The sequence below is a fragment of the Lutimonas sp. genome (genome assembly GCF_051011215.1).
Taxonomy (GTDB): domain Bacteria; phylum Bacteroidota; class Bacteroidia; order Flavobacteriales; family Flavobacteriaceae; genus Lutimonas.
Map to the genome: position 1 here is coordinate 65,100 of NZ_JBPCUJ010000122.1, position 21,730 is coordinate 86,829.

General features: G+C 39.4%; 20 protein-coding genes. 10 read left to right on the forward strand and 10 right to left on the reverse strand.

Annotated elements, in window-relative coordinates:
- Position 1 precedes the first annotated feature (1 nt).
- Positions 2–1,312, reverse strand: coding sequence for a dicarboxylate/amino acid:cation symporter (locus ACR2MV_RS11900; protein WP_434022139.1), 1,311 nt, complete (start codon positions 1,310–1,312; stop codon positions 2–4).
- 152 nt (positions 1,313–1,464) lie between these two features.
- On the opposite strand from ACR2MV_RS11900, the gene ACR2MV_RS11905 reads away from it, so the two are divergent.
- Positions 1,465–1,770 (forward strand): DUF6787 family protein, encoded by a 306-nt coding sequence (locus tag ACR2MV_RS11905; RefSeq protein WP_434022140.1) that lies wholly within the window; start codon positions 1,465–1,467, stop codon positions 1,768–1,770.
- On the opposite strand, the gene ACR2MV_RS11910 is transcribed toward ACR2MV_RS11905, so the two are convergent.
- From ACR2MV_RS11910 to hemH, 3 genes are read right to left on the reverse strand one after another with little or no spacing between them, the layout of a single operon-like run.
- A complete protein-coding gene (locus ACR2MV_RS11910) occupies positions 1,763–2,029 on the reverse strand; it encodes a hypothetical protein (protein WP_434022141.1) in 267 nt (88 codons plus the stop codon). The genes ACR2MV_RS11905 and ACR2MV_RS11910 overlap by 8 nt on opposite strands.
- Positions 2,030–2,058: 29 nt before the next feature.
- Entirely contained in the window at positions 2,059–2,610 is a 552-nt protein-coding gene (locus ACR2MV_RS11915; protein WP_434022142.1) for a CopD family protein, read from the reverse strand.
- 6 nt (positions 2,611–2,616) lie between these two features.
- Positions 2,617–3,639, reverse strand: a complete 1,023-nt coding sequence (gene hemH, locus ACR2MV_RS11920; RefSeq protein ID WP_434022143.1) for a ferrochelatase — start codon at positions 3,637–3,639, stop codon at positions 2,617–2,619.
- Between the two features lie 352 nt (positions 3,640–3,991).
- Here hemH and hemA point away from each other — a divergent pair, with 352 nt between their 5' ends.
- Genes hemA through hemN form a run of 6 tightly spaced genes read left to right on the forward strand, consistent with a single transcriptional unit; the run spans position 3,992 to position 11,570 of the window.
- Positions 3,992–5,242: a glutamyl-tRNA reductase gene (hemA, locus tag ACR2MV_RS11925; RefSeq protein WP_434022144.1), complete on the forward strand. Its 1,251-nt coding sequence runs from the start codon at positions 3,992–3,994 to the stop codon at positions 5,240–5,242.
- A 2-nt stretch (positions 5,243–5,244) separates the two neighbouring features.
- Entirely contained in the window at positions 5,245–6,825 is a 1,581-nt protein-coding gene (gene hemC, locus ACR2MV_RS11930) for a hydroxymethylbilane synthase (RefSeq protein WP_434022145.1), read from the forward strand.
- A 12-nt stretch (positions 6,826–6,837) separates the two neighbouring features.
- On the forward strand, positions 6,838–7,806 hold the full coding sequence (gene hemB, locus ACR2MV_RS11935; RefSeq protein WP_434022146.1) for a porphobilinogen synthase: 969 nt from the start codon (positions 6,838–6,840) through the stop codon (positions 7,804–7,806).
- Positions 7,807–7,823: 17 nt separating this feature from the next.
- A complete protein-coding gene (gene hemL, locus ACR2MV_RS11940; RefSeq protein WP_434022147.1) occupies positions 7,824–9,125 on the forward strand; it encodes a glutamate-1-semialdehyde 2,1-aminomutase in 1,302 nt (433 codons plus the stop codon).
- Between the two features lie 37 nt (positions 9,126–9,162).
- The gene (gene hemE, locus ACR2MV_RS11945; RefSeq protein WP_434022148.1) at positions 9,163–10,188 is read left to right on the forward strand and encodes a uroporphyrinogen decarboxylase; all 1,026 of its coding nucleotides are present in this window, start codon (positions 9,163–9,165) and stop codon (positions 10,186–10,188) included.
- A 20-nt stretch (positions 10,189–10,208) separates the two neighbouring features.
- The gene (gene hemN, locus ACR2MV_RS11950) at positions 10,209–11,570 is read left to right on the forward strand and encodes an oxygen-independent coproporphyrinogen III oxidase (RefSeq protein ID WP_434022149.1); all 1,362 of its coding nucleotides are present in this window, start codon (positions 10,209–10,211) and stop codon (positions 11,568–11,570) included.
- Between the two features lie 25 nt (positions 11,571–11,595).
- Here hemN and msrA read toward each other — a convergent pair whose 3' ends face one another.
- The 6 genes from msrA to ACR2MV_RS11980 form a co-directional block, all read right to left on the reverse strand.
- On the reverse strand, positions 11,596–12,135 hold the full coding sequence (gene msrA, locus ACR2MV_RS11955; protein WP_434022165.1) for a peptide-methionine (S)-S-oxide reductase MsrA: 540 nt from the start codon (positions 12,133–12,135) through the stop codon (positions 11,596–11,598).
- Between the two features lie 183 nt (positions 12,136–12,318).
- On the reverse strand, positions 12,319–13,353 hold the full coding sequence (locus tag ACR2MV_RS11960) for a threonine aldolase family protein (protein ID WP_434022150.1): 1,035 nt from the start codon (positions 13,351–13,353) through the stop codon (positions 12,319–12,321).
- 17 nt (positions 13,354–13,370) lie between these two features.
- Positions 13,371–14,273: a biotin-dependent carboxyltransferase family protein gene (locus ACR2MV_RS11965; RefSeq protein ID WP_434022151.1), complete on the reverse strand. Its 903-nt coding sequence runs from the start codon at positions 14,271–14,273 to the stop codon at positions 13,371–13,373.
- Positions 14,266–14,997, reverse strand: coding sequence for a 5-oxoprolinase subunit PxpB (gene pxpB, locus ACR2MV_RS11970; protein WP_434022152.1), 732 nt, complete (start codon positions 14,995–14,997; stop codon positions 14,266–14,268). Before pxpB ends, ACR2MV_RS11965 begins: the two co-directional genes overlap by 8 nt.
- Positions 14,994–15,707 (reverse strand): 5-oxoprolinase subunit PxpA, encoded by a 714-nt coding sequence (gene pxpA / locus ACR2MV_RS11975; protein ID WP_434022153.1) that lies wholly within the window; start codon positions 15,705–15,707, stop codon positions 14,994–14,996. The genes pxpB and pxpA overlap by 4 nt, the downstream gene beginning before the upstream one ends.
- A gap of 27 nt (positions 15,708–15,734) precedes the next feature.
- Positions 15,735–18,140 (reverse strand): zinc-dependent metalloprotease, encoded by a 2,406-nt coding sequence (locus tag ACR2MV_RS11980; RefSeq protein ID WP_434022154.1) that lies wholly within the window; start codon positions 18,138–18,140, stop codon positions 15,735–15,737.
- 71 nt (positions 18,141–18,211) lie between these two features.
- Here ACR2MV_RS11980 and prfB point away from each other — a divergent pair, with 71 nt between their 5' ends.
- The 3 genes from prfB to ACR2MV_RS11995 all read left to right on the forward strand — a co-directional run bounded on the left by prfB (position 18,212) and on the right by ACR2MV_RS11995 (position 21,728).
- Positions 18,212–19,321, forward strand: a complete 1,110-nt coding sequence (gene prfB / locus ACR2MV_RS11985; protein WP_434022155.1) for a peptide chain release factor 2 — start codon at positions 18,212–18,214, stop codon at positions 19,319–19,321.
- 1 nt (position 19,322) lies between these two features.
- The gene (locus tag ACR2MV_RS11990) at positions 19,323–19,949 is read left to right on the forward strand and encodes an HAD family hydrolase (RefSeq protein WP_434022156.1); all 627 of its coding nucleotides are present in this window, start codon (positions 19,323–19,325) and stop codon (positions 19,947–19,949) included.
- Positions 19,950–20,411: 462 nt separating this feature from the next.
- On the forward strand, positions 20,412–21,728 hold the full coding sequence (locus tag ACR2MV_RS11995; RefSeq protein WP_434022157.1) for a gluconate:H+ symporter: 1,317 nt from the start codon (positions 20,412–20,414) through the stop codon (positions 21,726–21,728).
- Positions 21,729–21,730 lie beyond the last annotated feature (2 nt).

The window sequence follows — 21,730 nt, forward strand, 5'->3', positions numbered from 1 at the left end:
ACTAAGCTTCGTCTTTTTTATAACTATCATCCCAATCGTGCACATCCGGCTCTCCCAGCATGCCTTCTGATTTGGCGATTAGCATGGATACTGTGGCGTCCCCGGTAACGTTTACAACAGTTCTGCACATATCCAGGGGTCTGTCAACGGCAAAGATCAAAGCCAAACCCGCTTCGGGTATTCCTGCCTGAGCCAAAACAATTACCAGCATCACCATCCCTGCACCCGGTACAGCTGCAGATCCAATACTTGCCAGTGTGGCCGTTGCTACAATTCCTAATTGTACACCCAGGGATAAATCCATCCCAAAGGCCTGAGCAATAAAAACCGCCGCCACTGCCTGGTACAAGCTGGTTCCATCCATATTTATGGTAGCTCCAATTGGTAAAACGAAACTCGAAACCTCCTCATCAACGCCCAAATGTTCCTGCACTCGCTCCATGGTTACGGGAAGCGTTGCTGCACTTGAGCTCGTAGAAAAGGCCAGTAATTGAGCCGGCGAGATACCATTCAAAAATTCGTTGGGTTTCTTTCCTGTAAAGATAAATACCAAAATCGTATAGAACACAACCATTAAAAACAATCCGACCAACACAGTCAGAGCATACCAACCCAATGCCTTGAACAAATCAGCACTGGGAGACTCGACAATTAAAGCTGCCAATAACGCGAATACACCATACGGCGCGGTCAACATGATTAAATCGATCATTTTCAGAATCACCTCATTAAAGCTATTGAAAAAATCCTTGACCGGCTTGGCCCTTTCTTCAGGTAATAAGATCAAACCGACACCAAAGAATACAGCAAAAAATATTACCTGCAGCATATTCTTATTCTTTCCGGCAGCACCTATAATATTATCAGGGACTAAGTCCACCAGCGCCTGTAAAGGCCCATTATTCTGCTGTGCCGCTGCCTCATCTTTATACTTTTGCGTATTCTGAGAATAATTAGCTACTAAATCAGATCTTGTTTTTTCATTGATCGAATCACCAGGTGTAACAGCATTCACTAAAATCAAACCTATGCTGACCGCCACTATCGTCGTTGATAAATAAATTAAAATAGTCTTACCTCCCATTTTAGATAGCTTGGAAATATCCTTTAAATCAGAAACACCTGAAATCAAAGAACCCAGAATCAGAGGCACTGCAATAAGTTTTAAAGCATTGATAAAAATAGTTCCGAAAGGCTTGACCCAGTCCTGAACAATTTCCTTACCACCTGAGAAACTAACCATAAGGAAACCAAAAGCCACCCCAAGCACCATTCCTAACAATATTTTCCAATGCAAAGCCAATTTCTTCATTGCCATAATTTATTTGTCGGAAAGATACTAAAAATAACGCTTGTGAGGTTTAAGAAAAAATGCATGAGGAGATCTGATTACCAATCATTATTGACTCATAGAATTTGTTCATTTAGTATTTATACTTACATTTGCCGAAAAGAGGAAAATCAATGGAGAAGTTGAAAAAACGATGGGGAATTACCTCGAATTGGCAAGTGATTGCCATTTTGCTTGTATTTGCAATTAATGGATCTTTTGCCGCCTGGGTCGCAGGACCTATTACAAATTACATCGGTCTTAACGAAGAAACGACCAAACCCTATTTTCTCTATATCTTTCTGAGGATTATCCTAATATTCCCTGTATATCAAATTACATTACCGCTTGTCGGCTGGGTATTTGGTCAATTTACTTTTTTCTGGAATTTTGAAAAGAAGATGCTTCAACGAATGGGTCTTGGCAGATTTTTTAAGTAGTTTTTTTTCCGTTCAGGTAGTAGACAAAAAACCAGGTGAGCGTAAAGGATGGAAAAAAATCAAATCCCGGAACTGCTTCTTCGATAAAAGAAATGATCCCCCCTACTTTACCTATATTTCCTTTGTACAGTTTTATCATCAAAAAAGCTGACAAAGGCGCCCACACCACATCTATTAAGGGAAATATATAGGACAACATTCCTATCAGATCAAAAAGAATCCCTATCAATAATTTTTGGCGTTTTGTCAGGTTCTCCATATGATAGATTTTTACTTAAAAGGGCTTGATTATTTTTCGTCCCAACTTCTTCTGGCCCGAATCTTCTTGTACAATTTTATACCTAACATCAGCAAGATAGAAACGCCAAGAATGCCCGCAACTCCAAAGACCCAGCCAAGCGTAGTTTTTAGAACCACCAGAAAAACACAGGCGAAAAGTATGATTGTAGCGACCTCGTTCCAGATCCTTAAACCATTGGAAGAATAGTTTAAATACCCTTTAGCGATCTGATTGTACATCATCTGACAAGATATATGGTATGCAAAAAGCAAGGCGACAAATCCCAGCTTGATCAACATCCAGTTTGCTTCGAGCCAAAAAGGTTGCAAAACCAGCAACCATACCGCAAACAAGGTTGCCAATACAGCCGATGGCCAGGTAATAATATACCACAATCGTTTACTCATCAAGGCATATTGTTTTTTGAGAATCGACTGACTTGGTTCTTCTTTTTCTTCCGCTTCTTTATAATAAATAAAAAGTCTAATAATATAAAAAAGTCCTGCAAACCAAGTGGTTACAAAAATTATATGCAAAGATTTAACGTACAAATAAGCCATTGTAATCTAATTAGATTGCCACTCTTCTATCCAATTCTGAACAACAGCAACCCATGCCTCATTTTCATTCAAACAGGCAATATGCTTAAAATCTTCTCCTCCAAATTGCAAAAACTCCTCCTTACCTTCCATGGCAATTTCTTCCAAAGTTTCTAAACAATCGGCAACAAATGCCGGAGTAATAACAGCCAGCTTCTTGATTCCCTGTTCAGGCATGGCTTCTAATTCATGATCAGTATATGGTTTTAACCAAGGATCCTTTAAAAGGCGTGATTGAAAAGAATTCCTGTAGGTTCCTTCCTTCAATCCCAACTCTTTTACCATGGCCTTGGTCGTTTCAAAGCACTGATGTCTATAACATGTTTTATGCGCTTCGGAGCTGGTTTCACAACAACTCCCATCAAGTTTACAATGAGTTCCGGTCGGATCTCCTTTATAGATATGTCTTTCAGGAATTCCATGATAGGAAAATAAGATGTGATCATATTCAAAGCCCTCCAATTGATCCTTTAAATTTTCGCTCATCACCCGAATATAATCTGGGTCATCATAAAAAGCAGGCTGAACTGTCAAAGACATTTCTTTAAATGAAGCCTTGAGCAGGTCCTTCGCCTTTTCTACGACGGTTTCAAACGATGACATCGCATAATGAGGATAAAGAGGTATCAGGAAAACCTCGCTTACTCCCTGTTGCTTTAGTTCGTTTAAAGCATTTTCAATACTCATGGATCCATAACGCATACCCAGTGCGATCGGCAAATCCACTTTCTTTTTTAGTTTTTCTGTAAATCGTTCTGAAATCACAACTAAGGGGGATCCTTCTTTCCACCAAATCTTCTTATAAGCAGCAGCAGATTTTTTGGGACGCGTATTTAATATGATTCCTTTGATGAGTAAATACCGCTTCCAATAAGGAATATCAATCACTCGTTCATCCATCAAAAACTCATCCAGATAACGCCTAACATCCTTTACTTCAGTACTATCCGGAGAACCCAAATTGACCAACAATACACCTTTCTTTCCCAATTTTTCGCTATTTTAAAATTATTTTTTAGAGTGGTAAATATACTAGTTTTCCATTTTGAAAATGCCAGACTTGTCTATTTTTTAAACAACATTCTTATATTTTTTATCGTTATTTTTTTTATTTCAAACGATATCTTTTCCAAACCTATCTAATTATTTTTGCCACATACTATTTTAGTAAGATTCATGAAGCATACCGTATTTATTGCACTTTACAGTGTTTCTTGAAGTATAAAAATGACAAATTGGAATGTGATATTAATCATGGTTTAGAAAATTCTTATAGCGTAATTTTGAAAAATAACTTAATGTACCAAAGATACTAACCACGATTTCAATGATTAATCCTGATATGACTAAAAATTCAGATTGCAAAAAATTCTATGTGATTGGCTTGAATTACAAAAAAGCGGATGTTGTTACCCGAAGTAATTTTAGTTTGAGCAAAGAGAAACAAAAGCAACTACTTTCTGAAGCGAAGCAGATAAACATTAATAGTGTTGTCATTCTTTCTACCTGTAATCGTATAGAAATAATGGGATTTGCCAAGCACCCATTCCAGTTGATTTCTTTATTATGTAAATATTCCAAAGGAACTGTTGAAGAGTTTGCAAAAGTATCCTACGTCTATAAAAACAGTGATGCTTCAGAACATATTATAAGAATAGCCACGGGAGTCGACAGTCAGATTCTGGGAGACTATGAAATCGTAGGTCAGCTGAAAGATGCTTTTAATCTTGCAAAAGAGGCGGGCACCTTAAATGCGTATTTGGAAAGACTTTTTAATGTATCGCTTCAGGCCAGTAAGGAAACTAAAAACAAAACGAGTATTAGTTCAGGGACTACTACTGTTTCTTATGCAGCCATTCAATACATCAAAGATAAATACAGTAAAAAAAATCCACAGAACATCTTGGTATATGGCCTCGGTGACATTGGTAAGAGCACAGCCCGAAGCTGCGCTGAATATTTAAAGGCACATCATATTACCGTTATCAACAGAACTGATGCAACAGCTCATCAATTAGGTACAGAGGTGGATGTGCACGTTGCAATGCATCAGGAACTAGAGAATCTGGTTCAATCTTCCGATATAATTGTCGTGGCCACTGGTGCCTCAAATCCAACGCTAACGGCAAACATGATGCCATCTGATAAAAAACAACTCGTGATTGACCTTTCTATTCCAAGAAATGCTGATCCATTGATCAATGATCTTGAGAATTGTAAAGTAATCGATGTAGATATATTATCAGAAAAAACTAAAAAAACTATCGAAGATCGCAAAAAGCAAATTCCTTTGGTAGAAGAAATTATACAAAAACACAAATCTGAATTTTACGAATGGCTAATGTTCAGAAGAAGTACTCCTGCCATTAACTCTCTTAAAAAATCACTTGAATTAATTCAAAAAGATGCCATCATCTCCCACGCTAAAAAGCATGAACAAATAAGCGAGGAACTTCTTGAGAATGTTACTTCTCAAATGATCAACAAGATTGTTTCGAAGTTTGCCATGCATCTGAAAGCGGAAAATACTCAGGCCAACCAGAGCATCAAGGTGATGAAAGAAGTTTTTAATTTAGAGACTACAGAAAACTAAGTATGAAAAAAGTTATTAGAATTGGAACCAGGTCCAGTGAATTGGCACTATGGCAGGCCAATACTGTCTCTAACCAATTGATTTATCTGGGACATGAAACTGAAATCGTTAAGATTGATTCAATTGGAGATGCTGTTTTAAACAAACCATTATACGAACTCGGAACAACAGGAGTATTTACGAAGAATCTGGATGTCGCATTGCTAAATGATAAGATAGACATTGCTGTGCATTCTTTAAAAGATGTCCCTACGATCTTACCGGAAGGAATCGTTCAGGCAGCAGTACTAAAAAGAGGACTTCATCACGACATATTGGTTTTGAAAGATGATGAAGAATTTTTTACCAGAAAAACAGCCACCATTGCTACTGGGAGCCTGAGAAGAAAAGCACAATGGTTGTACAGGTTTCCGCACCACACCATAACGGGGTTGAGAGGAAACGTAAACACACGGTTAAAAAAACTGGAAGAAAACGAATGGAACGGTGCCATTTTTGCCATGGCCGGACTCAAAAGAATTGGTTTGTTGCCAGACAACTTACTCAAACTCGACTGGATGCTTCCTGCTCCGGCACAGGGTGCTGTTATGGTAGCAGCTTTGGGAAAGGATAAAGAACTATTAGAGATTTGCGCTGAATTGAATGATAAAGAAACGGAGATCTGCGTAGGAATAGAGAGAGAATTCTTAAATAAGTTAGAAGGTGGATGTTCTGCACCGATAGGTGCCTTGGCAATGATCAAAGATGACGAACTTAAATTTAAAGGCGCGCTGTTTAGTACCGATGGGAAACAAAAAATTGAATTCTCAAAAACAGTTCCTGTAAACCACACCACTGACATCGCTCAATTTGCTGCTTCCTACATTCTTGATCGTGGTGGTAAAAAGATGATGCGAAAAACAGGGGAAGTCGTAAAGGATATCAATATTTTTTCTACTAAAAATTTATCTATTGGACAAAAGAGTGCCCTGAATCAAGACATAGGAGTCGATATGAGTGATTTTATCACCATACGTTTTAATCGATTAAAACCCGCAATAGTTAAAACACCCATAAAACATGTCATATTCACCAGTCAAAATGGTGTTGAAGCAGTATTGGAGAGCTTTATGGCTTCGGAATTGAATTTTGAAAATATTTATTGTGTCGGGAGGAGAACCAAACGACTCATTGAACGAAAAATCGGCAAGGTTAGCCATGTCGAAAATTCCGCCTCAAAACTGGCCGAATATATGGCTACTCATATAAAGCAGGGCGAGGTCACTTATTTTTGCGGCAATAAAAGGCGCGATGAATTGCCCGAAATATTGGCGAAAGCCAACATGCAATTAAACGAAGTGATTGCCTACCAGACTTTGTTGACGCCCAACGTTCTGGAAAAAAAATACCAAGGCCTGTTATTTTACAGTCCTTCAGGAATTGAAAGTTATCTAAGCAAAAATACAGACAGAGATCCCGTGGTTTTCTGTATTGGTAGCACCACCTCTGCTGAAGCCAAAAAACATTTCGCTACGGTAGTGGAAGCCAAACTTCCTTCGGTTGAAAGTGTGCTCAACGCTGTAAATGCTTACTTTTCGAAATAAAACAGCTGCATCATGAACAGAACCCGAAGACTTCGCAGAACAGAAAATATCAGGAGACTTGTAAGAGAAAATAGTCTTCAGTTGAATGATCTGATTTATCCATTATTCATAGAAGAGGGTAAGGAAATAGAATCAGAGATCCCTTCCATGCCCGGCATTAAAAGATTTTCATTGGATAGAATATCCAAGGAGCTGGACGAGGTAAGTGCATTAAACATTCCTGCTGTATTACTTTTTGGCATTCCAAGTTCTAAAGATGAAATCGGTTCACAAACCTGGAACGATCAAGGGGTCATACAACAGGCCATACGCTTTATTAAAAAACAGTACCCACAGCTTTATGTGATTACGGATGTTTGTTTTTGCGAATATACCAATCACGGACACTGTGGCATTATCCATGACAAAGACGTAGATAACGACGCCACTTTGGTCAACCTGGCAAAGCAGGTTATATCTCATGCCAAAGCGGGTGCAGATATGGTAGCTCCATCAGGCATGATGGATGGGATGATCTCAACGATTCGAGAAGCATTGGATCAAACTGGTTTCCCGAATTTACCGGTAATGTCATACGCTGTTAAGTATGCTTCCGCTTACTACGGTCCTTTTAGAGATGCCGCAGATTCAACGCCTAGCTTTGGAGATCGAAGAACCTATCAAATGGATCCTTCCAATAGAGATGAAGCCTTACGTGAAGCGAATTTTGACGATCAGGAAGGTGCTGATATTCTCATGGTGAAGCCGGCACTGTCTTATTTAGACATCATCAGAGATATTAAAAACAATTTTGATCGCCCTGTGGCCTGTTATAACGTCAGTGGAGAGTATTCCATGATTAAAGCTGCTGCTGAAAAAGGCTGGATCGATGAAGAAAAAGTAATGATGGAGAGTTTGCTTTCCATGAAAAGAGCAGGTGCCGACATTATCATCACTTATTTTGCAAAAGATGTCGCCAAGTATTTATTAAAGAATCAATAGCAAGAAATTAGTTACAAATGAAGTTAGAAAAATCCATAGAACTTTATACCAAGGGGCAAAAAAACCTTGTAGGGGCGGTTAATTCGCCGGTAAGAGCCTTTAAATCTGTAGGAGGTGTACCCGTTTTTATTGATCATGCCAAAGGAAGTAAAATTGTTGATGTAGACGGAAATGAATACGTTGATATGGTATTGTCTTATGGGCCTATGATCTTAGGTCATCGCCATGAAAAAGTAGAGAAATCTATTAAAAAGGGGCTCAAAAAAGGATATACTTTTGGTGCCTCAACCAATAAAGAGATCAAACTGGCTAAAATGGTTTGTAATGCCTTTCCGGGCATGGACAAAGTTCGCTTTGTCAATTCCGGGACAGAAGCTGTATTAAGTGCGATCAGATTAGCAAGGGCTTACACAGGACACAATAAAATTATCAAATTTTCCGGCTGTTACCACGGTCATACAGATGCCTTGCTAGTGGCTGCGGGATCGGGGCTGGCTACCTTGAGCCTGCCTGGAAGCGCAGGTGTACCGGATGAAGCTGTAAAAAACACGCTCATTGCAGAATTCAACAACCTTGAAAGTGTTCAAAAACACATTGAGCAAAACAACGATATAGCCGCCGTGATCGTAGAACCGATAGCCGGAAATATGGGTGTTGTTGAGCCAAGCCAGGAATTCATCCAAGGACTGCGTGCCCTTACCAAAGAAAAGGGTATTCTGTTAATTTTAGATGAAGTTATGACAGGCTTCAGATCAAAATTTGGCGGTGCTCAAGAATTATTAGGAGTGGAAGCTGACATTACCTGTCTGGGCAAAGTGATTGGAGGCGGTTTTCCTGTAGGAGCTTATGGAGCAAGTGATGAAATAATGAATATGGTGGCTCCTTTAGGAGCGATGTATCAGGCCGGAACACTTTCCGGAAACCCGATTGCCATGGCCTGTGGAATTGCCACTCTCAAAGAATTAAAAAAGCAGAATCCTTATAAATCTTTTAATAAAAAAGCGAAAAAGATAAAAGAGATGCTCCTGGCATCGGCCGATAGGCATGGAGTGGCTTTACAAGTGAATCATTTCGGGTCTATGATCAATCCTTTTTTTACGGACCAGGAAGTGACCGATTTTAGTACTGCCCAGACCTGCAATACAGATAGTTTTAAAATCTTCTTTTGGCAAATGATGGAAAACGGTGTGTTTTTACCTCCTTCACAATTTGAAGCCTGGTTTTTATCCTCCGCCTTAAGTAAAAAGGATCTGAAGAAAATTGAACGAGCCATTGAGATTTCAATGGTCAAAGTAAGTGAAAAACAAACAAAAAAATAATTGAAAGCAGCATTGCTGTTAGAGACCAGAGATAATTATGATCAAGAACGATTTATTCTTAAAAGCCCTGAGAGGCGAAACTGTTTCAAGACCTCCCGTATGGATGATGAGACAGGCTGGAAGGTATTTACCGGAGTTTATGGCTATTAAAGAAAAATATGATTTTTTTACGCGCTGCAGGACTCCTGAATTGGCCTCGGAAATCACTGTACAACCGATACGACGTTATGGCATGGATGCTGCCATCTTATTTTCAGACATTCTTGTGGTGCCTCAGGCCATGAACATTCCTTTTGAAATGAAAGCAGGTCTTGGCCCCTATTTACCGAACCCGATTCGCAGTCAAAAAGATGTTGACGAAACCATTGTTCCCGATATCCATGAGACATTGGGCTATGTAATGGATGCCATCAAAATGACCAAAGAAAAGTTAAACGATGAAATTCCTCTGATTGGTTTCGCGGGCTCTCCATGGACCGTTTTTTGCTATTGTGTGCAAGGTCAGGGATCAAAATCATTTGACAAGGCAAAAGAGTTTTGTTTTACCCAACCGGTTGCAGCACATCAGTTGCTACAAAAAATCACGGACACCAGCATTGCGTATTTAAAAGAAAAAGTCAAGGCCGGAGTTGATGCTGTGCAGATTTTTGATTCTTGGGGAGGTATGCTATCACCGACTGATTATCAAGAGTTTTCATGGAGATATATCAAACAGATCATCGACGCTTTACACCATGAGGCGCCGGTTATTGCATTTGGAAAAGGATGTTGGTTTGCCATGGAAGAAATGGCAAAGTCTCATGTTTCCGCATTGGGTGTGGATTGGACCTTAAGTCCTAAAATTGCGCGTAAGCTGACAAACAACAATGTTACTCTTCAAGGAAATATGGATCCGTCAAGACTGTTATCTCCACCAGCTGAAATCAAAAAAATCGTTACACAAATGATCAATGATTTTGGAAAAGATAAATACATTGTAAATTTGGGTCATGGAATACTGCCAAATATTCCTGTTGATCATGCCAAAGCATTTATTGATGCTGTAAAAGAATACGAGGCTTAACGGTCTAAAATATAATGGAAATGAATAAAGAGCTGATTCAAAAATACAATATTCCTGGTCCGAGATACACCAGCTACCCAACGGTTCCGTTTTGGGATAAAGAAGGTATTGCTGTTGCTGATTGGAAGCAGACTACTATCAGGGCTTTTAACGAGAGCAATGAGAAAGAAGGAATCACCTTATATATTCATTTACCATTTTGTGAAAACCTCTGCACTTTTTGTGCCTGCCATAAGCGAATTACCAAAAGGCATAGCGTGGAAACACCCTATATGGAAACAGTGCTTAAAGAATGGGACCTTTATTGTGATTTGATCAAAGAGAGACCCAAAATACGTGAGATACACCTTGGAGGAGGCACCCCTACTTTTTTTTCTGCCAACAACCTAAAGAAACTAATTGACGGAATCTTCCAACGAGCCGATAAGTTTGAAGATTTTGAATTTAGTTATGAGGCTCACCCGAACCACACTTCAGAAGAGCAGCTTCAGATGCTATATGATCTGGGCTCAAGAAGGAATAGTTTTGGTATTCAGGACTACGATCCTATAGTACAAAAGGCTATCAATAGAGTTCAAAGTTTCGAACAGATAGAAAAGATTCACGAGCTGTCTAAAAAGATCGGATACACCTCTATCAGTCATGATCTGGTATTTGGCCTGCCATTCCAGACGGAAGAAAGCATCAGAAACACCATTAAAAATACAATTGCCCTAAAACCTGATCGCATAGCCTACTATAGTTATGCCCATGTGCCATGGATCAAAGGAGTTGGGCAACGAGGTTATGATGAAAATGACCTTCCAAAAGACAAAGAGAAAAGACACTTGTATGAATTAGGGAAGCAATTGTTTTTTGATGCGGGTTATGTAGAAATTGGCATGGATCATTTTGCACTTCCAAGTGACTCCTTATACAAAGCGATGGATAACAAGCACTTACATCGAAATTTTATGGGATATACCGCAGGAAAAACCGAACTTATGATTGGTTTGGGAATGTCCTCTATAAGTGATTCCTGGTACGCTTTTGCCCAAAATGAAAAATCAGTTGAGGCCTATACAGATAAAGTAAACGAAGGCTTGATTCCGATTTTCAGAGGACATCTTCTGAGCACCAATGACCTGATTATCAGAAAGCATATATTAAATTTAATGTGCAACCTGGAAACCGAATGGAATCTTGGGCTTGATCAGAAAACGAAAAATGAAATTCTGAACCGCTTACAGGAAATGTTTGATGATGGATTGGTACAATCTTCCGAAAACAAACTGATTGTTAAAGAAAAGGGTCGGATGTTTGTCAGAAACATCTGTATGGCTTTTGACCTGAAGCTGATTAACAATAAACCGGAAACAAGAATTTTTTCCATGACCATTTAAAGAGGTCTATCGAAAATCACCCTGTTTACTTGGTCATTGAACCATATTTCTTCATGAATTTATCCAACTTAGGATTGATCACAGCCCTGCAATAACCTTGGTTCTTATTGTTGTTATAGTAATTCTGATGATAGGCTTCTGCATCGTAGAATATATCAATTTCAGTCACCTCTGTCACTATAGGATCGGTATACACTCCTTCTGCCGTCAACTGATTGATGATATTCACGGCTTCTGCCTGTTGCTCTTTATCGTGAAAAAAGATAGCTGATCTATATTGAGTACCAACATCTCCTCCCTGTCTGTTCAACGTTGTCGGATCATGCGTATAGAAAAAAACATCTAACAAGGCTCTATAATCAATCACAGCCGGATCATAGGTTATCTGAATAGCTTCAGCATGCCCGGTAGTACCCGTACATACTTCCTTATAAGTAGGATTCTTCACCTCTCCGCCCGTATAGCCTGGCAACACGGTTTTCACTCCTTTTAACTGCTGAAAAATAGCTTCTGTACACCAAAAACAACCATTTCCAAAGGTGGCTACAGCCAATTGATCATTCATATTTTTATTCTTTTTTTGCGCAAATACATTTAAAGTCAACACTAAAACCAAGGGCAACATAAAACTAACTTTCTTCATCTTCTCTTATTATTTTCTCTCTAGGACGGCCCCTTGACGGAGACATTACAAAAATAAGCTATTTTTCAGCAATTAAAAGGTAGAAAAAAGAAAGGCTTGCTCTTCCTAGCCAGGCATCGATTCTAAAACATAAAGCACTTTCTCCAGCATTGAATCAGTAAAATCAAGATGGGTTACGATCCTCAGCTTCCCCTCTCCCATTGAAATAATTTTGATCTGAGCTTTTTCGAGATGTTGCAGGAACATAGATTCATCCAGATGCTTGTGCAAATTGAATATAATTATATTGGTTTCAATCGGCTCTACCTTCGATACCCATTCAGATTTCTCCAATATACTTCCAATCTTTTTAGCCTTGTCGTGATCTTCAGCCAACCGCTCCACATGATGATCCAAGGCATATATACCCGCAGCCGCCAAATATCCAACCTGACGCATTCCTCCGCCAAAAAGCTTTCGAATACGCACAGCCTTTTTAATATTGTCCTTAGTGGACAACAAAACAGAACCTATAGGTGCTCCCAAACCTTTTGAAAGACATATCGATATCGTATCAAATAGGCCCCCATATTGTTTTGGTGACTCGTTTTTAGCGACCAAGGCATTAAATAAACGCGCCCCATCCAGATGACAGGCCAACTTATGCGCTGAAGAAATTTGCCTGACCTTTTCCAGTTCCGTATAATCCCAGCAGGCACCTCCACCTTTGTTGGTTGTGTTTTCCACTACCACCAAACTTGACTTGGGTAAATAATACAATTCCGGATCGTGAATATGGTCCTCTAGCTGAGAGGCCTTAAACATTCCGCGGTCTCCATCGATTAAATTACAGGAAACACCTGAATGAAAGGAGGCTCCTCCGCTTTCATAATTATACACATGTGACCATTTATCGCAAATGAGCTGCTCTGCGGGCTGTGTATGAATTTTGATTGCCGCCTGATTTGCCATGGTTCCTGAAGGAAAAAACAAGGCCGCTTCCATTCCAAACATCTCGGCCACCTTATCCTGCAGGTCTATCACTGTAGGGTCAGCTCCAAATACATCATCTCCTACCTTCGCTTTCATCATATACTCTAGCATCGGTTCTGTGGGACGTGTAATTGTATCACTTATGAGGTTTATTTCTTCTTTCTTCATACCAAATTATATCTATCCTAATCCTTAAATCGATTCACCAGCCTTCCTAAAAAATCAAAACTACTCTCCAAATCGAACTTAAAACTATCATTTTCTTTTTTCTGCGCCAATTGATTGATGGCGATATCGGTGAGTTGCAGAATCCTTGGGTAACCTCCCGTTGTAGGGCAGTCGCGCATCATGATAATAAGTTTACCTGAAGGCGTTAATTGGATAGTTCCCGGAATTGTCGTCGAGGTGATGATCTCTCCGTTTTTAATCGGAGGGAATTTATTCTTTAACTGATACCCCATTCGATTGTTATGAGCATCTATTTTAAATTCCTTTGAAAATAACAATTCTCGATGTTTTTTCGTCAATCTGTTGAATTCAGGACCTTTGGTCACTTCCAGCTTCTTTTCTTTAAAATGAGCACTCTTCACTTTAATTTTTGAAGAGCTTGGATTCAAACCTGCCTCAATAGATGCAATTTTAAGCCGATCTCCCTTCTGCACTTTCTCTTTTGAAGTAACACCTTCATAATAGGAAAAACTATTCAATTTTTCTTCTGTCAGAAAGCCTCCTTTCACACCCAGATAGGTTCTGGCTCCTGTTTTTAAATTTCCAAAACTCAACACATCGCTGGTGGTTACCTTGTAAACAAAATTCATTTGAATTGCCTCACCATTGATATGAGGAGCCATGTCGGCACCGGTTAAAACAATGAGACTGTTGTCTTCAAATAAAATTTTTGGACCAATAAGGGTCATCTCCATGACCGGAAGTTTCTCATCGTTATTCAGCAGCTTATTGGCAAGGATGGCACTGTACTTATCCATGGCTCCCGAAATCGGAACTCCAAAGGCACGGTACCCCTTTCTTCCCAGATCCTGGATAGAAGTATGCATTCCTTCCGATAAAATAAGCATATTATTATCCATAAATCTCGCTTTGTATTTTATACGTCCCTTTTTCCACTTCCAGAAGGATATTACTGTGTTCTTCTTTACTAATTGGCACAAATTGCACCTTATCACCTGCCACCGCAAAACAAGGTGGAAATTCATCCACATTAAAAAAGCGAAGTGGTGAATTTCCAAGAATATTCCAACCTCCGGGACTACTTCTTGGGTATATCCCTGTTTGATTTCCTGCCAAGGCCACATCACCCTGCTTGATCTTTAATCTTGGCTTGTCTTTCCTGGGATATTCCAAAACTTCGGGCAGGCCACCTAAATAGAGGAATCCAGGTAAAAAACCAATAAAATATATGTCGTATAATGGCTCACTATGAAGGCTGATAATTTTCTCCTTACTTATTTTTTTCGCCATGGCCAGTTTTTTAATATCCAGACCAAATTCATCTTCGTAACATACCGGAATCTTCCAGATGGTATTCGCCGTGAGTAATTTCTGATCCTTTGAAGCATAAATTTCCTTCAGATCTGTAACTACCCCGGAGTATTTTATTTTACTCGTATCAAAAAAAACAGTGAGCGAATTATAGGCAGGAACTGTTTCTAAAACATATTCTCCCATATCCACATGTATTTTGTGACGAAAAAGGTTGATGTTTTTTAACACAGCCTGCTCAATTGACTTCGGCCATTCAATAAGAACAGCAATACTGCCCAAAGGTTTATATTTTAACTTGTATAAATTCAAGATGATTCTTGTTTAAGTGCGTTTAAACCTTTTACTATTTCGAAGGCTTTGGGATGATCACCATGAACGCAAATTGTATCAAATTCTATGGGCAATCCCTGTCCGTTTTCTAACTTTACCTGTCGTTCTTGGACCATCATTCTCACCCTGTTTTTAACTTTTAATGGCTCTAATATTACAGCATTCTCATGGCCTCTTGAAATCAATTCATAGTTTTCCCTATAATTTCGATCCGCAAAAACTTCAATCCAGTGCTTTACATTTCTATCAATTGCCAGTTGATGTAAATTAGATGCATAGGGAACGAATATACAAAGATCTCGCCCAAAACTAACAACTGAATCAATCAATACATTGCCAATTGTTTTGTTACGTGCTGCCTCATTATACAGTGCTCCATGCGCTTTTACATGATGCAATGTCAACCCTATGGATTTGGAAAGCTGATCTAAGGTTGAAATTTGCTCCATTATTTGCTGTTTTAATCGCACCGGAGATATGTCCATTACTTTTCTACCAAAATTTATTGGGTCAATATACGACGGATGTGCGCCGGCCTTGACACCAAATTTCTGAGCAAGTGTAAGTGTTTTGATCATCGAATCGGCATCACCGTAATGACCTCCACAGGCGATACTGCAGGAATCCACCAAAGACATGATGGCCTCCTCGCCTGATATACCTTCTCCTAAATCACAATTGATGTCCATATACATACTGTTTCAATATCACGTTGTTCATTCAAATGAATCCATACCGATGGGAGAACCATCCGGGATTTCTAATATATTGGAGGATGTTCTTGAAGTTGGATCCTTGATAAAAGTATCTATTTGCCTTTTTAAATACTGCTCCAAACCTTGTGCATCATCTTTTTTATTTCCTGATGTCAACATCGAACTCCACTCAGTAAGTTTGCCAAGTCCGATGGCCTTCACTTGAAAATAAACCTTTTCGTCGGACAACAAATCAAACAGATCCTGCAAAAACTGTTCGTTAATAACATTTTGAATCTGAGTGACATATCCATTCTTGTGCTCTTTCTTAAAAGTATTCTCATACAATACATCCAGCAACTCTTCAAATGATAATTGATCTTTATCCAAACTTTGACCTAAAATGAGTCTTGAAGTTCTTTCAGGATGCAATAATAGTCTGAAGGTATGCGATGAGGCGGTCGCTGCCGCAGCAAAAGGATCAAAATTAACGCCCAGATTACTTTTAAAGGACTCCCTGCTTCTGCCGTAAGAGATAGCTCTTGGTGGAAAAAGTGGCAGCAACGATTCAGGAATCACCAGATTCTCAACTGAAATAGTTTTCATCAGTTCTTCCAGGGCCTCCCTTTGCTTTTCAGGAGCAACTTGTCTCATTTCCTGTGACGTGCCGCTTTTAACGGAAAAAGAATAATCCCAGCCTCCAATCATCTTGCTGACTGCCTCCGTTTGGTAACGATGGTAAAAATAAAGGGGCACAAATACATCTTCAAGTTTCGAATAAGGCTCCTTACTTCGAATATTATCGAGCGAAAAATGATCCATGGCATACTTTCTCACCTTCATAACACTATTCAGCTCCTCTACAATATCATTGCCATTATCCCACAAATGCGCATAGGCATGGGAACCTCCTTTTGCTCTGGCATCAGCATCAGAAATATATCTAAACCCCGATAAAAAAGCATCATCCAGGAGCTTCTGTAGCTCCTGATATTCGTTTACGGGAAATTCTTCGTAGGCATATTTCACGATTATCTTGTCCCATTCCCCGATGCCTACAGCATATGCCTCAGAAAAATCAAGGGAACCATCTTTCAGCTTTATCCAAGGATGCGGATAGTCCATAACGGATGCTCTGTTGGTCGTACTTGCCGCAAAATTATGGGCAAAACCAAGTGTATGTCCTACTTCATGAGCTGATAGCTGCCTAATTCTTGCCAAAGCCAGTTGCATGGCAAAATCATCCTTCGCTTCCGTACTTTTGTAGGCCGACTGCAAAGCCAGAGCTATCATAAAATCTTGTCGAATGCGCAATGAACCCAAACTCACATGCCCTTTGATGATTTCTCCCGTTCGGGGATCTGAAATACTTCCACCATAACTCCAGCCTCTTGTTGAGCGATGTACCCATTGAATGACATTATATCGAAGATCCATGGGATCAGCATCTTCAGGCAACATGGCTACCTGAAAAGCATTTTCATAACCCGCTGCCTCAAAGGCCTGATTCCACCAGGAAGCACCTTCCAGCAAGGCGGACCTAACCGGCTCCGGGGTACCAGGATCCAGATAATAAATAATAGGCTCTACAGCTTCGCTCCTGGCTGCATTTTTATCTTTTTTCTCTAAACGATGCCGGTAAATAAAACGTTTTTCAATCGGTTCATTGACCGGACTTGCATAATCTAAATAAGTCATGGGATAGCCCCCGGAACGCACATCATAGCTTCTCGGAACATAACCCTCATCCGGCAATTCCACGAATGAATGATGCTGGTACACGGTTACAGCTGAGGCATCTGGACTCACACTTTTTATCTCTCTTCCTACCGCCTCTCCCGTGAAAGTAAGCAACACATCAAATTCAATATTCTTTGGAAAGGCTCTAGTTCTTTCAAGATTGATTCCGCTTCTTCCCTTATCAAGGGTATAAGAACCCTGCTTTCCTTGTTTCAGCCTGGCGGACACTCCATGTGCATCTCGAATCAAAAAGTCTGTAATATCGACTAAAAAGCTGCCTCCTGTCTCCTGTTCAATCTCAAAGCCAAACAAGACTGATTTTGCAAAGGCCTCTTCGATGCTATTCTTTTCCTGCATATTGTCGGTGATCCCTCTGAACCATTGATTCGGCTGCAGCAGCAACAACTTATTGCCAACTTTATGAAATTTAACGACCACCCCATTCCCCAACTGACCTCTGTCAATACCGATATCATTCGATCCAATTCCTTGGGACAAGGCATTCACATAAAGGAATTCCTTTTCTAACGTCTTCACTTTCAAATAGACCTTATCCTTCTTTTCATCATAAAAAAAGTCGAACAAACCTTCATACTTAGTGGATTCACTAAGGGATACTGCATCCTGCGACCAGGTCAACTGACAGACGAAAAACAGAACGACACTCAAAATACGCTTACTCATCATGAATATTTTTGTTAAAACTATAAAATTCAACGCATAATTTCAATTGTCATTAATTAGTTTATTTTTGCCTCATGGTTACAGCTGATCAAATAAAAGACATTGTCGAACGTGTAGATAATCTTAGAAGCTATCTGGATATTGACAAAAAGTTGATTGAAATCTCTAATGAGGAAGAAAAAGCCTCAGACCCGGAATTCTGGAATAATTCTAAGGAAGCTGAAAGGTTAATGAAGGTCTTAAGAGCTAAAAAGAAATGGGTGGATGATTATAAACGCATCAAATCTGATTGCGAAGATCTTTCCGTTTTATTTGAATTTTACAAAGAAGGTGAGGCCTCAGATGAGGAAGTCGGTAAGCATTATGAAAAATCCATTACTTTTCTCGAATCTCTGGAGTTTAAAAACATGCTTTCAGAAGAAGGAGATAGTTTAAGTGCTGTTCTTCAAATAACGGCGGGAGCGGGTGGAACCGAAAGCTGTGACTGGGCGCAAATGCTCATGAGAATGTATATGATGTGGAGTGAAAAACAGGGCTATAAAATCAAAGAACTAAACTATCAGGGAGGTGATGTGGCAGGTATAAAGACTGTTACACTGGAAATTGATGGAGAATTTGCCTTTGGCTATTTAAAAGGTGAAAATGGGGTTCACAGACTTGTGCGTATCTCTCCTTTTGACAGCAATGCGAAAAGACATACTTCCTTTGCCTCTGTATATGTCTATCCACTGGCGGATGATACAATTGAAATTGACATTAACCCAGCTGACATTTCCTGGGACTTTGCCAGGTCCGGTGGTGCCGGTGGGCAAAACGTAAATAAAGTAGAAACCAAAGCCATTTTACGACACAAACCTTCAGGTATCATGGTGGTAAACTCCGAAACAAGATCTCAACTTGAAAATCGTGAAAAGGCCATGCAGATGCTTAAATCACAGCTCTATGAGATTGAGCTTCAAAAACAGCGTGAAAAAAGAGATAGTATTGAAGCCGGAAAAATGAAGATTGATTTTGGTTCTCAGATCAGAAATTACGTCATGCATCCCTATAAATTGGTAAAAGATGTTAGAACCCAAGAAGAAACAGCAAATGTGGACGCAGTGTTGAATGGTGAAATTGACAATTTTATCAAGGCATTTTTAATGGAAAACTCTGATAAGTCTAATTCTCAAAATGAACTCTGACATGAAGCATCCAAAAATTAAAAATGTTATTTTCGATTTGGGTGGTGTTTTAGTCGATTGGAATCCTGAATACCTCTATGAGAAAGTGTTTGCCGAAACGCCGGAGAAAATGTCATTTTTCCTCAATAATGTGTGCAATCATGATTGGAATATCGAACAGGATGCCGGAAGAACCTTTGATGAAGGTGCTCAGATTCTAAAGCAACAGTTTCCGGAATTCGAAAAAGAAATAGGTCTTTTTTATGATCGATGGGAAGAAATGCTAAAGGGTGAAATAAAAGGTACTGAATTGATTTTAAGAAAATTAAAATCTTTGAACGAAGTAAAACTTTATGCTTTGACTAATTGGAGTTCAGAAACATTTCCAATTGCAAAAAAGCGTTTTGACTTCTTAAATCTATTCGAAGGAATTGTTGTTAGTGGCGAAGAACACACCAGAAAACCCTTCCCAAAGATCTACCAAATCACTTTAGAAAGATTCAAACTCCTTGCTTCAGAAAGTGTTTTTATAGATGATAGCCTTGAAAACGTAGAGTCTGCAAGGAAAATGGGGATACACAGTATTCATTTCAAAAATCCGGAGCAGTTAAAAACAGCGCTTCAGCAATTTCAGGTTTTGAATAAATAATCCTTTTTATTGAGTTGATCAATAAATTACTGTCAAGCATTGCCATTCTTAAAACGAACCTTTTGCACTGATTTTTATGGTCATTTCTACTCCTTGGAAAATACCAGAAAAAATAGCCCAATTCTTTAAAAGTTATAGAAAAATTACCGTTTTTTACATTATAGATATTTCTTATAGTTACATACTAAAAGTCTCATAATCTTATTTTTAAAAGATTTACCTAAAGCGACACATTAGCTTATTTTTAAAGTCACAAGAACAGCACAAGAATGAGTAAATTCATGCATTTCCCGCAATGATTTGCGTTAAAATACACAGGAATCAAACACTGCATTCGGCAACTCGTTTTACCATGAAAAATGCTATTCGTCGACAACTTACCCCCTTCTGTCTTTATATATTTTCTTTCGGGTTCTTAATTTTTAGTTTAGCTTTATGAATTCCAAACATAAATAAACTTCTATGCCGCTTCTTATCGTTGTATTAGGTATCATCCTTTTATTTTTATTAATTGCTGTTTTTAAATTAAATGCATTTATCTCCTTTGTCATTGTCTGTCTGCTCGTGGGAGTTTTACAGGGAATGGAACTCAATAGCATTATTGTATCCATACAAACCGGTATTGGAAACACGCTGGGCTTTCTGGTATTAATATTAGGTTTGGGAGCAATGCTTGGCAAACTTGTGGCCGATAGTGGTGCCGCACAGCGTATCACCACCAAACTTGTTGATAGTTTTGGTCTTAAATACATACAATGGGCTGTGGTACTGGCAGGCTTTATTGTTGGTATACCCATGTTCTACACTGTCGGATTTGTCATTCTAATTCCACTTGTTTTTACCGTAGCAGCAGCCACAAACCTGCCATTGATTTACGTAGGATTACCGATGCTGACTTCATTATCCGTTACCCATGGCTTTTTACCTCCCCATCCGGCACCTACAGCAATAGCCGGCATGTTTGACGCAAGTATTGGGAAAACAATGTTGTACGGCATTATCGTTGCGATACCAGCCATTGTTATTGCCGGACCCCTCTTTTCAAGAACCATTAAAAAAGTGGTAGCAACTCCCCTACCTGAGTTTCACAACCCAACCGTATTAAAAGACGAAGAAATGCCCAAGATGGGCGTTAGCGTTTTCACCGCCTTATTGCCCGTCATTCTGATTGGCTTATCCACCCTACTGGACTATATACTGCCTTTGGACTTTCCGATGCGGAATCTTATCATTTTCGTCGGAAATCCAGTAATGGCAATGCTAATTTCAGTGCTGGTAGCTATTTATACGCTTGGCCTTGGAAGGGGCAAAGAAATGAAGGAAGTCATGGACTCAGTAGCAACTTCTGTTGCCAGTATTACCATGGTTTTACTGATTATTGCAGGAGCCGGAGCTCTCAAGCAGATCCTGGTAGATAGCGGGGTAAGTGACTATCTGGGAGCCCTATTGAGTGGATCAAGCATCCCTCCTTTGGTGTTAGGATGGCTTATTGCCACAATCTTAAGAGTCTGTATTGGATCAGCAACTGTAGCCGGATTAACAGCCGCAGGTATTGTTTTACCACTTGTTAGCGGTTCTGGAGTAACGCCGGAACTGATGGTACTTGCCATAGGCTCTGGAAGTCTTATGCTGTCTCACGTTAACGACGGCGGTTTCTGGCTCTTTAAGGAATATTTTAATTTATCCGTTAAGGACACCCTGCGCACCTGGACCGTAATGGAAACAATGGTAGGTGTTATAGGAATCACGGGGGTCTTAATATTAAATCTATTTGTCTAAAA

Coding starts and splice junctions, on each gene's coding strand:
- hemB (WP_434022146.1), top strand. CDS start 6,838: ATGAACAGAACCCGAAGACTTCGCAGAACAGAAAATATCAGGAGACTT.
- pxpA (WP_434022153.1), bottom strand. CDS start 15,707: ATGGACATCAATTGTGATTTAGGAGAAGGTATATCAGGCGAGGAGGCC.
- prfB (WP_434022155.1), top strand. CDS start 18,212: ATGGTTACAGCTGATCAAATAAAAGACATTGTCGAACGTGTAGATAAT.
- ACR2MV_RS11900 (WP_434022139.1), bottom strand. CDS start 1,312: ATGAAGAAATTGGCTTTGCATTGGAAAATATTGTTAGGAATGGTGCTT.
- ACR2MV_RS11990 (WP_434022156.1), top strand. CDS start 19,323: ATGAAGCATCCAAAAATTAAAAATGTTATTTTCGATTTGGGTGGTGTT.
- ACR2MV_RS11915 (WP_434022142.1), bottom strand. CDS start 2,610: ATGGCTTATTTGTACGTTAAATCTTTGCATATAATTTTTGTAACCACT.
- hemE (WP_434022148.1), top strand. CDS start 9,163: ATGATCAAGAACGATTTATTCTTAAAAGCCCTGAGAGGCGAAACTGTT.
- msrA (WP_434022165.1), bottom strand. CDS start 12,135: ATGAATGATCAATTGGCTGTAGCCACCTTTGGAAATGGTTGTTTTTGG.
- hemN (WP_434022149.1), top strand. CDS start 10,209: ATGAATAAAGAGCTGATTCAAAAATACAATATTCCTGGTCCGAGATAC.
- ACR2MV_RS11965 (WP_434022151.1), bottom strand. CDS start 14,273: ATGGATAATAATATGCTTATTTTATCGGAAGGAATGCATACTTCTATC.
- hemL (WP_434022147.1), top strand. CDS start 7,824: ATGAAGTTAGAAAAATCCATAGAACTTTATACCAAGGGGCAAAAAAAC.
- ACR2MV_RS11910 (WP_434022141.1), bottom strand. CDS start 2,029: ATGGAGAACCTGACAAAACGCCAAAAATTATTGATAGGGATTCTTTTT.
- hemC (WP_434022145.1), top strand. CDS start 5,245: ATGAAAAAAGTTATTAGAATTGGAACCAGGTCCAGTGAATTGGCACTA.
- ACR2MV_RS11980 (WP_434022154.1), bottom strand. CDS start 18,140: ATGATGAGTAAGCGTATTTTGAGTGTCGTTCTGTTTTTCGTCTGTCAG.
- hemA (WP_434022144.1), top strand. CDS start 3,992: ATGACTAAAAATTCAGATTGCAAAAAATTCTATGTGATTGGCTTGAAT.
- ACR2MV_RS11995 (WP_434022157.1), top strand. CDS start 20,412: ATGCCGCTTCTTATCGTTGTATTAGGTATCATCCTTTTATTTTTATTA.
- ACR2MV_RS11905 (WP_434022140.1), top strand. CDS start 1,465: ATGGAGAAGTTGAAAAAACGATGGGGAATTACCTCGAATTGGCAAGTG.
- ACR2MV_RS11960 (WP_434022150.1), bottom strand. CDS start 13,353: ATGAAGAAAGAAGAAATAAACCTCATAAGTGATACAATTACACGTCCC.